This is a genomic window from Cellulomonas sp. URHE0023, from assembly GCF_000688475.1.
Lineage (GTDB): Bacteria > Actinomycetota > Actinomycetes > Actinomycetales > Cellulomonadaceae > Cellulomonas.
The window spans coordinates 330,242-342,079 of record NZ_JIAN01000008.1; the positions used below are offsets into that span (position 1 = coordinate 330,242).

At 71.0% G+C, this 11,838-nt stretch carries 11 protein-coding genes and 1 tRNA gene; 7 read left to right on the forward strand and 5 right to left on the reverse strand.

Features of this window, described 5'->3' with window-relative positions:
• Positions 1-247: 247 nt before the first annotated feature.
• Complete coding sequence (locus tag N553_RS0116700) at positions 248-1,210, reverse strand: right-handed parallel beta-helix repeat-containing protein (protein WP_028047482.1); 963 nt, start codon at positions 1,208-1,210, stop codon at positions 248-250.
• Positions 1,211-1,590: 380 nt separating this feature from the next.
• Positions 1,591-3,015, reverse strand: coding sequence for a PLP-dependent aminotransferase family protein (locus tag N553_RS0116705; protein WP_028047483.1), 1,425 nt, complete (start codon positions 3,013-3,015; stop codon positions 1,591-1,593).
• Between the two features lie 81 nt (positions 3,016-3,096).
• Between N553_RS0116705 and N553_RS0116710 the strand changes: the two genes are divergently transcribed.
• The 6 genes from N553_RS0116710 (at position 3,097) to cydB (ending at position 8,034) form a co-directional block, all read left to right on the forward strand.
• Positions 3,097-4,083 carry an aldo/keto reductase gene (locus N553_RS0116710; protein WP_028047484.1) on the forward strand — a complete coding sequence of 329 codons (987 nt, stop codon included), beginning with the start codon at positions 3,097-3,099 and terminating at the stop codon, positions 4,081-4,083.
• 9 nt (positions 4,084-4,092) lie between these two features.
• Positions 4,093-4,230: a hypothetical protein gene (locus N553_RS25155; RefSeq protein WP_156043873.1), complete on the forward strand. Its 138-nt coding sequence runs from the start codon at positions 4,093-4,095 to the stop codon at positions 4,228-4,230.
• The gene (locus tag N553_RS23255; RefSeq protein ID WP_197030107.1) at positions 4,227-4,835 is read left to right on the forward strand and encodes a DUF5709 domain-containing protein; all 609 of its coding nucleotides are present in this window, start codon (positions 4,227-4,229) and stop codon (positions 4,833-4,835) included. Before N553_RS25155 ends, N553_RS23255 begins: the two co-directional genes overlap by 4 nt.
• A gap of 176 nt (positions 4,836-5,011) precedes the next feature.
• Entirely contained in the window at positions 5,012-5,386 is a 375-nt protein-coding gene (locus tag N553_RS0116725) for a hypothetical protein (protein ID WP_156043874.1), read from the forward strand.
• Between the two features lie 179 nt (positions 5,387-5,565).
• Complete coding sequence (locus N553_RS0116730; RefSeq protein ID WP_028047486.1) at positions 5,566-6,966, forward strand: cytochrome ubiquinol oxidase subunit I; 1,401 nt, start codon at positions 5,566-5,568, stop codon at positions 6,964-6,966.
• A gap of 12 nt (positions 6,967-6,978) precedes the next feature.
• Positions 6,979-8,034: a cytochrome d ubiquinol oxidase subunit II gene (cydB, locus tag N553_RS23260; RefSeq protein ID WP_051640270.1), complete on the forward strand. Its 1,056-nt coding sequence runs from the start codon at positions 6,979-6,981 to the stop codon at positions 8,032-8,034.
• Positions 8,035-8,170: 136 nt separating this feature from the next.
• Here cydB and N553_RS23265 read toward each other — a convergent pair whose 3' ends face one another.
• The 3 genes from N553_RS23265 to N553_RS0116750 all read right to left on the reverse strand — a co-directional run bounded on the left by N553_RS23265 (position 8,171) and on the right by N553_RS0116750 (position 10,395).
• Positions 8,171-9,460, reverse strand: coding sequence for a YibE/F family protein (locus tag N553_RS23265; RefSeq protein ID WP_051640271.1), 1,290 nt, complete (start codon positions 9,458-9,460; stop codon positions 8,171-8,173).
• Between the two features lie 127 nt (positions 9,461-9,587).
• Positions 9,588-9,663 (reverse strand) — tRNA-Arg (locus N553_RS0116745).
• A 75-nt stretch (positions 9,664-9,738) separates the two neighbouring features.
• Entirely contained in the window at positions 9,739-10,395 is a 657-nt protein-coding gene (locus tag N553_RS0116750; protein ID WP_028047487.1) for a FadR/GntR family transcriptional regulator, read from the reverse strand.
• 133 nt (positions 10,396-10,528) lie between these two features.
• Between N553_RS0116750 and N553_RS23270 the strand changes: the two genes are divergently transcribed.
• Entirely contained in the window at positions 10,529-11,806 is a 1,278-nt protein-coding gene (locus N553_RS23270; RefSeq protein ID WP_051640294.1) for an MFS transporter, read from the forward strand.
• Positions 11,807-11,838: the final 32 nt, after the last annotated feature.

Genomic DNA, 11,838 nt, shown 5'->3' on the forward strand with positions numbered 1-11,838 from the left:
AGGTCCTTCGCCGCGTCGAGGACGACCTGCGGCACATCGGCGGCGCGCGAGGGGTCGGACCCGGACCTCCCAGCACGGATCCGGGCAGGGCCCGAGCTCCCGAGCCGATCGATCCGCCGCCACGCGAGCGGCGACGGATCGATCAGCGCCCTGGCACGTTCGGTTGGCATTCAGATCCGCGGCCGGTCGCGCCGTGCAGTCGCCGGCAGTCGTCGTCGGCGGTGCTGGATGGCGGATCTGACCAGCGTCACGAGCAGACGACTCCCACGCACTGCGGCTGGTTGCCGTTGTGCGAGGCGGTGTTGCCGCCCAGGTCGGTCACACCCGGGGTGTCGATGCCCCACCCCGCGTTGAACCGGGCGTCGTTGCCGCCGACGCTCAGGAGCGCGTCCGCGGGATCGAGCTTCAGGCCGTCTCCGTTGAGGCGGAACGTGTTGTCCTGCACGAAGGACGGGCTCTCCAGCACGGCGACGAGCGAGATCGTGGTCTGGTTCGCCCGGAACGTGTTCGAGGTGACCGTCGACCCCCACCGACCGATCTGGACCGCGGTCGTGTTGGCGACGAACGTCGACCCGGTGATCCCGGCAGCGATGGCGGTGCCGTCCACCGCCACGTCAGAACCGGTGAACGAGCTGTCGGCAACGGTGAACCCGCCGAGGTAACCTTCGCTGGCCACGCCCTGCCGGTTGGCGATGAACGTCGACCGCATGACCTCTGCGGATCCCTCGTTGAGGAGGATCGCTCGGTCGTTCCGCAGGAACCGCGTGTCCGTGATCGTGGCGCCGGCACCGGTGTCTCCGAAGACCCCGACCGTGTTGTCGGCGAAGACCGTGTGGTCGATCTTTGCGGTGGTCACCTCGGCACTCAGACCGACACCGTTGTTCGTGAACGTCGAGCGGCTGACCGTCGCCTTCTTGGCGCCTACGCCAAGCTCGCCGGTCCCGTCGATTCCCGTGCCGTTGTCGCGGAACGACACCCGGTCGACGGTGAGCGGTCCGGGTGAGTCCTCGGTGTCCCAGATGACGAGCGTGCGCAGCGCGGTGTCCCACCCGCTGAGCGTGCCGTTCTTGATGCTTGCCGTGCCGAGGGACGTGACAGCGAGGCCCGTGTCGCCGGCCGTGCCTCGCAGGGTGTGGCCCCGCAGGTCGAGGTCGACGTCGGGACCCAGGACCAGGCCCGGGCCGGCGCAGACGAGGTCGGCCCGCAGCACGGTGTCGACGGTGAGTGTGGAACCGCAGGTGGGTTGGGGTTGTGCAGCGCTCGCAGGAGCGGCAACGAGAACGGTGGCGCTCGTGAGTGCCAAGCAGGACAAGATGACAGGGACGCGCACGGAATCCTCCACGGTGATGTTGGGATGGGTGTCTGACGCACCTGGACCGGAGGGCACGAGGTCGGCCGACTACGCGGGCATCTGCCCCTAGGTCGACAGCAGCACATGCGTCGTGCCGTCGGTTCGGTCCGTCTGGGTATCGCACGTCCACTATGTCCGGTTTGGCGCGTTTGTGCCGATTTGCGCGGGTGAAAAGGCGGGCGAGGCTGGAGCGTGCAGAAGTCGGCGGCGAGGACGTCGACGGGCGACGCTGTGCGTGCTCACGGCGCCGACGCCTCGCCGACGGCCGAGGCCAGGCGCGCCACCGCCTCGTCCAGCCGTGCGTCGACCAGGTTGCCGTACCCGACGACGAGCGCCGGTGGGCCGGCGGTCGTCCCGACGCGATAGCGATCTGCCGGCACCACGCGGACGTCGCGTCGTGCAGCCAGCCGAGCCACGCGGTCCTCGTCGACTCCGACCGGCAGCCCGAGGACGACGTGCAGTCCTGCGGCGAGCCCCGTCACGGGCAGGCCCGGCAGCCACCGCTCGAGAGCCGCCAGCAGCGCCGCCCGCCGGCGCCGGTAGCGGGCGCGGGCGGAACGCAGGTGCCGGTCGTAGGCGCCGTCGGTGAGCAGCGCGGCACAGGTGAGCTGGTGCAGTGAGGGCGGAGCGCTCGCGTCGACGTCGAGACCCGCCCGCGCAGCGGGGACGTCGTCCGGAGGCACGAGCCAGCCGACGCCGAGCCCGGGAGCGAGCGTCTTGCTCCACGAGCCCAGCAGGGCGACGCGGTCCGGCGCGAGCGCGCGCAAGGCCGCGACCGGGCGGCGGTCGTAGCGGAACTCGGCGTCGTAGTCGTCCTCGATGACCACTCCGTCGACCGAGCGAGCCCATCGGACGAGTGCCTCGCGTCGTGCCGGCACGAGCGCGGCCCCGACCGGGAACTGGTGGGAGGGCGTGACCAGCGCTGCGCGAGCACCTGTGCGACCGGCCCTCTCCGCGAGAGCATCGGTGTCCACGCCGTGCTCGTCGACCGGCACCGGCACAGGGCGAAGGCCGGCGACCGCGGCGACGTCGCGCACCCGCGGCCAGCTCGGGTCCTCGACGAGCACGGCGCCGTGGCCCGCGGCGCGTAGGGATCTGGCCAGGCGCGTCATACCGTCGACGGCCCCGTGCGTCACGACGACGGCATCCGCATCGACGAGCACCGCCCGCGTCACGGCAAGTCGATCGGCGAGCGCCTGCCGCAGGGAGGGCACGCCGCGGGGGTCCGGTGCGACGAGGTCGCCAGGGCTCGCGGACGCGACGGCCGTGCGCACCGCCGAGACCCAGGCCGCGCGCGGCAGGTGGCGCAGGTCCGGCACGCCCGGCGCGAGGTCGAACGCGGGCCGCGGGTGGGCAACGGTGTCCGCTGCCCGGGTCGGCGTTGCAGCGGTCCATGACCCGGCGGCGACGCGGGTCCCCGCGCCCGTGCGAGCGTCGAGCACGCCCTCGGCCACCAGCCCGGCGTACGCCTGCGTGACCACCCAGCGCGAGACGCCCAGATCGCGGGCCAGCGCTCTGCTCGGCGGCAGCGGGTCGCCCGCGCGCAGGCGTCCCTCACGGACCGCAGCACGCAGTGCCCGTTCGAGCGCGACGTGGACTGGCTGGCCGCCCTCGACGGTGACGAGCGCGTCACCGACCCACCGATTGGTCTGGTCGTCTGCCACAAGAATGGACCGTACTCCCGGTCCGCTGGCCGCCTAGCGTCGGAATCGCCCACGAACGACAGCCATCACCAGGAGATCACCATGCAGCAGCGCACCATTGGCTCCGGCGCCATCGCGACCGATGTCAGCGTGCTGTGCCTCGGCACCATGCACTTCGGCACGCACACCCCACGCGAGACCGCCTTCGAGGTCCTGGACCGCTTCGTGGACGCCGGCGGCACGTTCCTCGACACCGCGAACAACTACAACGCCTGGGACGCGGGCGGCCACGGGCACGAGAGCGAGGACGTGATCGGCTCCTGGCTGGCGTCGCGCGGGCTACGAGACCGCGTCCGCATCGCGACGAAGTGCGGCGCCGCCAAGAAGGACCCCGCGCTGCCTCTGTCGGGCACCCCGCCCACCAACTACCAGGGCCTGAGCGCCGAGACCATCCACCGCGAGGTCGCCACGAGCCTCCGGCACCTGGGCGTCGACCGGATCGACGTCTACTACGGCCACGTGGACGACCGCGACACCGCCCTGGAGGAGACCGTCGGCGCCTTCGGCAAGCTCGTGGCCGACGGGGTGATCGGTGTGCCGGGCATCTCCAACGTGTCGACATGGCGCGTGGTCGAGGCACGCGAGACCGCCGCCCGGCTCGGCGTCGAGCCGTACGGCGTCGTCCAGCAGCAGGGCGGCTACGTGTACCCGAGCCCGACGCCGTATCGGTTCAACTGGGTGTCCGGCGACCTGCTCGACTACGCCGCGTCCACCGGGACCGACGGGCGCCCGCCGCTCGCCGTGACGGTGTACTCGCCGTTGCACCAGGGGGCGTACACGCGCGCCGACAAGCCGCTGTTCGGCGGTGCCGACCACCCGAGCAGCCGGCGTCGCGTCGAGGTGCTGCGCGAGGTCGCGCGCGAGGCCGGCGCCACGGCGAACCAGGTCGCGCTCGCATGGTTGCTCGGTGGGGCGACTCCCGTCATCCCGATCGTCGGCGCCCACTCGGTCGCGCAGCTCGACGAGTCGTTGGGCGCGCTCGACCTCGTGCTCGACGACGAGCTGCGCGCCCGGCTCGACGAGGTCTGACGGCGTCACGTGCCACTCGAGGAGCCGTCGTGCGTCCTAGGAGTCACGGACGCGACCGGTGTGTCCACGCTGGGCTCCGTCCTGCTGGCGGCCGGCACCCTGCCGTTCCTGCAGAGCATGTCGGTCGGTGGCATCGTGAATCCATGACGGACGAGACACCGGCAACGAGCACGGATCTGGCGCTCGGCTCCGAGGGCGACTCGAACCAGCTGCCTGGCGAGGACACCCTGGCGGAGCCGACGGACGACACGTTGCTGGACGAGGGCTACTCCCCGCCGGACCATCCGCGGCCGAACCGGTTCGGTGAGACGGCGTGGGAGCAGGCGCACGGTGAGACGTTGGCTCAGCGCCTCGAGGAGGAGGAGCCCGAGGTCTGGGAGGACGTGGCACCGGGCGAACCTCGCTTCGCTCCCGACGGGGCGGGTCAGTTGGTCGAGGACGACGAGGCGGTCGCCGCGGGCGGCACCGATGCGTTCGCGATCGAGACCGGCTCCGCCACCGGCACGGTCAGCGCCGAGGAGACTGCGATCCATGTGGTCGACGACGAGGACGTGGTTCTCGACCAGCTCGAGACCGCCGACCCCGGCGACCAGACGTTCGAGGACGAGGACCCGCGCGACGACCAGGACCTCCTGGCCGACGAGCTCGCGGGCGCGGACGGTACCTCGGACCGTGACGTCGTGGGCGCGCTCGGGCTCACCGAGAACCCGTCCGGCACCGACGCGCCCTACCTCGAGGGCGACCACGGCTGAAAAGCCCTCGTGGTGAGCCGGTGCTCCGACGACGCTCGCCAGACGCAGACGGGCTCGGTAGCGGCCTCTGAACTTCGCCCGTCGCGGACGCCCGAATTGACCGGAGATGAGGCATCCTGTGCTCTCAGCCGCGGCCGTAGCGGACCTGGATGTGTGCAACGAGGAGGCCAGGGGCCATGACTTCTGCTCGGAGCGTCATGCTGGATGAGCTGACCGAGCTCGCCCAGGCAACGGTGGCGCAGTTCCCGGGTGCTCCCGGGGTGGAGAGGTTCGACGAGTCGGGGCCGGCGTTGCTGCTCGCCAACGGCTACCGGTGGCACCTGCGGGTCCCGCAGCGGGACGAGCCGGTGGTCGCCAACCTGCTGAACCCTGAGCTCGCCCCGGTGGACGCGATGCCGCGCCTGACCCTCGCAGCCCTGGGCACGGCGCAGCTCCCGGTGAAGATCGCGGCCCTGTCGCTCCTGGCTCAGGACCCGACCGCGCCGTGCGCGACCCTGATCCACCGCGACGTGCTCGCGCGCCTCGAGAAGGACCTGTCCGGTCCCAGCTGACAGCAGCCTGGGGCACCGGTGTCACTCGGCCGTCGACGAAGACGAGGCGACCGGCCCACCCGGAACCCTTTCATCCCGACGGGATGATGCCCGGTCGCCGAGGCCGGTGCGACACTCGGACCGGGGCCGACACCCCCTCTGCGCGCGCAGCCGCAGCACACCGATGTCGGGGAGGTTCGGTGTCCGACCTCGACCTGGCCCGCCTGCAGTTCGCGTCGACGAGCATCTACCACTTCCTGTTCGTGCCCGTCACGATCGGCCTGGGCTTGCTCGTGGCGGTCCTGCACACGATGTGGTTCCGCGGCGGCAACCCGGACCACAAGCGGCTGACGAAGTTCTTCGGGACGCTGCTGCTGATCAACGTGGCTGTCGGCGTGGTGACGGGGCTGATCCAGGAGTTCCAGTTCGGCATGAACTGGTCGGCGTACTCCCGGTACGTCGGGGACGTCTTCGGTGCACCGTTGGCGATGGAGGGTCTCGCCGCGTTCTTCCTGGAGTCGACGTTCATCGGCCTGTGGGTGTTCGGCTGGAACGTGCTGGCCCCGAAGATCCACCTGCTGACCGTGTGGCTCGTCGCAGCGGGCGCCGGTGGGTCGGCGGCGTTCATCATGGCCGCGAACTCGTGGATGCAGCACCCGGTCGGGTACACCGTCGACCAGGCGACCGGCCGGCCGGAGCTGTCGAACATCGGCGCGGTGATGACCAACCCGGTCTTCCTGTGGGGATACGCCCACGTGCTGACCGCGTCGTTCGTGACCGGGTCCGTCCTCATGCTGGCCGTCTCGGCGTGGTACCTGCGACGGGGCAAGCACACGGAGGTGTTCACCCGCTCGGCGAAGGTGTCGCTCGCCGTGCTGCTGCCCTCTGTCTTCCTGGCGCTCGGCATCGGCAGCCACCTCGGCGTGATCGAGGCGACGTACCAGCCCATGAAGATCTCGGCCGCCGAAGGGCAGTGGGAGACGTGCCAGCCGTGCTCGTTCTCCGCCTTCCAGATCGGCGGCGGCAACAACGACCAGAATCCCACCAAGATCATCGAGATACCCCATCTGCTCTCCATCCTCGCCACGGGCACGTGGAACGGTGAGGTGCAGGGCATGAACGAGCTGAACGCCCAGTACCAGGAGGAGTACGGCCCGGGCGACTACGTGCCGAACGTGTTCGTCCAGTACTGGTCCATGCGCGTGATGGCCTACCTGGGATCGCTGGCCGCCCTCGTCGCCGTGTGGGGACTGTGGCTCGTGTGGCGTCGCCGGCTACCCACGGCTCGTGTGTTCCTGTTCGTGGCGACGTGGGCCGTCGCCTTCCCGTTCCTGATGAACACTGCCGGCTGGATGCTCACGGAGAACGGCCGCCAACCCTGGATCGTGCAGGGCCTGATGCTGACCGACGAGGGCGTGTCGACGTCCGTCGGCAGGACCGAGGTGATCATCAGCCTCGTCGTCTTCTACGGCATCTTCCTGCTCCTGGGCGCCGTGAACGTCTTCCTGATGATGCGCTACGCGCGCCGCGGCCTCGAGCTCGAGGAACCCGAGGAGCAGCTCGACGACGACCAGCCCCGAGTCCCCGCCCTGACGTTCTGAGGAGGTGTTCCGATGACCCTGCCCGACCTGTGGTTCCTGATCATCGCGTTCCTCTGGACGGGGTTCTTCGTCCTGGAGGGTTTCGACTTCGGCGTCGGCATCCTCCACAAGGTCGTGGGGCGCACGGACACTGAGCAGCGTGTCGCGATCAACTCCATCGGGCCGTTCTGGGACGGCAACGAGGTGTGGCTGATCGTCGGGGCGGCCGGCATCTTCGCCGCCTTCCCGGGCTGGTACGCCACGTGGTTCTCCGCGATGTACCTCCCGCTCGTGCTGCTCCTGGTCGCCCTCATCGCTCGCGGCGTCTCGTTCGAGTTCCGCGGACGCATGGAGGCGACCCGGTGGCGCCAGACGTGGTCGTGGAGCCTGACCCTGGGCAGCTTGCTGTGCCCGCTCCTCCTCGGCGTCGCACTCGGCAACCTCCTGGCCGGTCTGCCCGTGGACTCCACCGAGGAGTTCACGGGCTCGGTCACCGACTCCGTCACCGGCTACGGCCTGCTCGTCGGGCTCATGCTCACCGCCCTGTGCATCCTGCACGGCGCGACGTTCCTCGCCATGCGCACCACCGGACAGGTGCGGACGCGGGCACAGAGAGCCGCCGCCCTCGCGCTGGTGCCGGCCGTCCTGCTCCTGCTCGCGTTCGCCGTCGCGACGCCCGCGGTGTCGGGTGCTCCGGCGCTGCGCGGAACCGCGCCGGCCGTCCTCGCCGTCGTCGTGGTCCTCGCGGCCGCCCTGCTGGTGCGGGCGCACAGGGACGGCTGGGCCTTCACCGCCACCGCCGTCGCCATCGCCCTGGCGGTCGTGACTCTGTTCGCCAACCTCTACCCGAACGTCCTGGTGTCCAGCACCTCCGCGGCCGACAGCCTGACGGTGACGGGCACCGCGTCCGGGCCGTACGCGCTGAAGGTCATGACGATCGTCGCCCTCGTGCTGGTGCCGGTGATCCTGATCTACCAGGGCTGGTCCTACTTCATCTTCCGCCGCCGGGTAGTCGGCCCGCCGACAGCCGCACCACCGGACCCGACCACGGGTCCGACCGCACCCCTCGACGACGGAGTCCTCACCTGAGCCCGACTCACATCCACCATGTGCTGAATCGTCAACGACGCCTAGGCACAGCTCGATCACGTCCCCGGTGCCGGTCTTCGGCCGTAGCGACACGCTAGGTCGCGCGGTCGAGGTCGCGGTGCAGGACGTCGGGGAGTCAGTGCAGGTGGCTGTGGCCTGAGGTCGTGAGGGTCTCGGCTGGTCGTGACCGTGCGACGACGGCGGCAATCATGGTGGTGAAGGGGATCGCCAGGACGAGCCCGATCGATCCGGCGAGGGTGCGCACGATCTCCTGGGCGAACTGTCCGCCGGTCAGGGTCTGCGCCAGCGGTAACCCATAGATCTGCAGCAGCAGCAGGACCGGCAGGGACGCCCCGGCGTAGGCGAAGGCGATCGTGTAGATGGTCGAGGCGATGTGGTCGCGACCGATCCGCATGCCGCCGTCGAACAGCCCGCGCCAGGAGACCGTCGGGTCGGCACGGCGCAGCTCCCACACGGCCGAGGCCTGAGTGACCGTCACGTCGTTGAGCACACCCAGGCCGGCCAGGACCACCCCGCACAGGAACACGCCGCGCAGTGCGCCCGCGCCGTTGTCGCCGAGCAGGGACGCGAGGCGGAAGTCGTCCTCGGAGGCCACGCCTGACAGGTGTGCGGCATGTGCGCCGAGCGCCCCGAGTCCGCCGATCAGCACAAGACCGGTGAGCGTGCCGAGCAGGGCGGTACTGGTGCGCAGGGAGAACCCGTGCGCCAGGTACAGGACGACGACCATGATGACCGCCGACCCGCACAGGGCCAGGACCACGGCGTTCTCTCCGGCGATGAGGCCGGGCAGGATGTACAGCCAGATCACGACGAACGCGATGACCAGCCCGAGGATCGCGAGCAGCCCACGCCATCGGGCGACCAGGGCGACGAGCAGGACGAACGCGAGGGCGAACGTGGCCAGCGGCACGGTGCGGGCGTAGTCCGACCAGGCCCAGGTCTCCGGGGAGCCGTCGGCCGCGGGATAGTGCTGGACGATGATGCGCGTGCCGGCTGGGACGTCTGCGGGTGTGGTGGTCGCGGTCGCCCAGACCTCGATGTCGGTGCCCCGCTGCGGGCCGGAGGTGACGGTGGCCAGCACCTTGAGGCACTCGACCTTGTCGGGCTCGGTGCCGTCGGGCAGGCGGTCCTCGATGGTCGCGTCGCACTGCTCCTGGTGGGTCCCGGTGACCGTGGCCGCGACGTAGGTGACGCCGTCGTCGCCAAGCCCGGCTGCTTGCATGGAGGGCGCGGTTGTGTGCGGCCAGGTCAGCACCATGCCGACGACCGCGGCTAGCACGAGCGGTCCGATCACGAAGGCGACGACGCGTCCCGCTCGGGGTCCGCGGGGGGACCGGTTCGAGGGCGGTCCGGCGCGGTGACCGGTCGGGGGTACCGGGCTCTGCGCGAGGTCCGAGGTGCTCACCGGACGATTGTGGGACCTGTCGCGCCGGCGACGGGCCGTGTGTCCACGTCCTCGACAGTTTCGCGAGGGCCGGTCGTCGCCCATGTCGACAGGCCAGCGACAAGGCTGGACATTCCTGCAGTCCAGATGGTGCCCGCGAAAGGACTCGAACCTTCGACCTTCTGCTCCGGAGGCAGACGCTCTATCCACTGAGCTACGCGGGCCGGGCACCGTCCGTAGACGATGCGGTGCCCGACACTACCAGCCGACGCCCGGCCGTTCCGAACGGGATCGGGCAGCTACTGGTTCTCGCCGAGCAGGGCGGACAGATAGCGGTTGGTCTCGTCGGCGGCCTGTGCGTGGTCGCCCGCGACGATCGCCTCGACGAGGGCGTCGTGCGAGTCGTGCCCGTGCGTGTCGGTGACGAAGTTGAACCGGATGTTCTCGCCGATCGCGGCCAGGAGGTTCTCGTACAGCTCCGTCAGCACCGGGTTGGCCCCGGCGCGGACCACCGCCCGGTGCAGGGCCAGGTCGGTGGCGACCATCGCGTCCAGGTCGCCGGCCAGGTAGGCCGCCGATCGTTCGTCGCGACGCTCGAGCAACGCCGAGGCCTCGACGGACGTGCGCCGACGGGCGGCGAGCCGGGCAGCCTCGACCTCGAGCGCCCGCCGGACCTCGACCACGTCGCGCTGCCGGGCGTCTGCGATCTGGCGGCCCATCGTCACCGCCAGCTCGGAGCTGGAAAGCACGTAGGTGCCGGAGCCCTGGCGGCGTTCGAGCAGACCAGCGTGCACCAGCGACTGCACCGCCTCGCGCACCGTGTTGCGCCCGACGCCGAGCAGGTCGGCCAGTGCGGGCTCTGGTGGGATGCGCGCGCCGACCGGCCATTCCTGCGTCGCGATCCGGTCCCGGAGCGCCTCGACAGCGGTGTCGATCAGTCCGGTCCGTCGGGGCATCCGGTTAGGCTCCGTGTCCAGGCATGCGGTGCAGTCAACACCGGCTGTGGGGCTGACGCCAGACCCGAGAGGGATGATCAGCCGCCCGTGGCGTGCTGGATCAGGGGTGCTCGAGGTGTCGTCGTCCGTGCCGGTGACCGGACGATCTGTCGCACCGTGGCGTGGACGTCGGGTGGTCCTGGTCGCCATCGTCCTGGTTGCCCTCAACCTGCGGCTGGCGGTCGCCGCGGTCTCCCCGATCTTCAGCTCGCTGCGCGAGACGTTCCCCGTCTCCACGACGCAGGTCGGGCTGCTGGGCACCATCCCGGTCGCGTCGTTCGCCCTGTTCGGCACGCTGGCCGCACCGATCGGGCGCAAGCTCGGGCTGGAGCCGGCGATCATCCTCGCGATGGCGCTCGCGGTCGTCGGCCAGGTGCTGCGGGCCGTCTCGCCCACCATGCCGGTGTTCCTCGGCTGGTCCGTCCTCGCGCTCGGCGGCATGGGCATGGGCAACGTGCTGCTCCCGCCGCTGGTGAAGCGGTACTTCCCTGATCGCATCGGCGCGGTGACCGCGGCGTACTCGGTGGGGCTGACGGTCAGCTCGGCCGTGCCGCCGCTGCTCGCGCTGCCCGTCGCACGCGCGGCCGGGTGGCGGGTGTCCGTGGGCATGTGGGCCGTCGTCGGCCTCGCGGCGATCGTGCCGTGGATCGCCGTGGTGGCGCGTTCCGTCGCCGCCAGGAGCCACCTTCGGGAGATCCTGCGACGAGCGCCGCGCGCGGACCGGCCCGCCCTGCTCGCCCGGTCGGGCGCTGCCGAGTCCCGGCTCGTGTGGCGCTCCCGGCTCGGCTGGGCGCTGGTCCTGACGTTCTTCGCCAACACCACGGGCGTGTACGTGACGTTCGCGTGGCTGCCGCAGATCCTCGCCGACGCCGGCCTGGGCGCAGCGGTCGCGGGCCGCTGGCTCGCGGTGTTCGCGATCCTCGGGCTGCCCGCGGCGCTGTTCGCTCCCGTCCTGACGGCGAGGATGCGCAACCCGTACCCGTTGGTCGCGGGCTTCGTGGCGTGCTGGCTCGTCGGGTACCTCGGGCTCTGGATCTCCCCGGCGCAGGGGACCGCGGTGTGGGTCGTGCTGTGCGGCATCGGGCCGGGGGCGTTCCCGGTCCAGCTCGCCCTGATCGGCCTGCGCACCGGCACGGCCGCCATCGCGTCCGCCCTGTCCGGCATGGTGCAGGGGCTCGGGTACGCGCTCGCGATCGTCGGACCGATCGGCATCGGTCTCCTGCACCAGGCGACCGGCACGTGGGACGCGCCGTTCGTCGTCCTGGTCGCCCTGCTCGTCCTGCTGCTCGTCGCGGCCTGGTTCGCGTGCCTGCCGACTGTCCTGGGCGGAGAGCCCGCTCGACAGCGTGCGGAGGCGCCGCTCGTGCCCTGAACCGCGGTCGGGGCCGTCCGACGGCCTCGGTA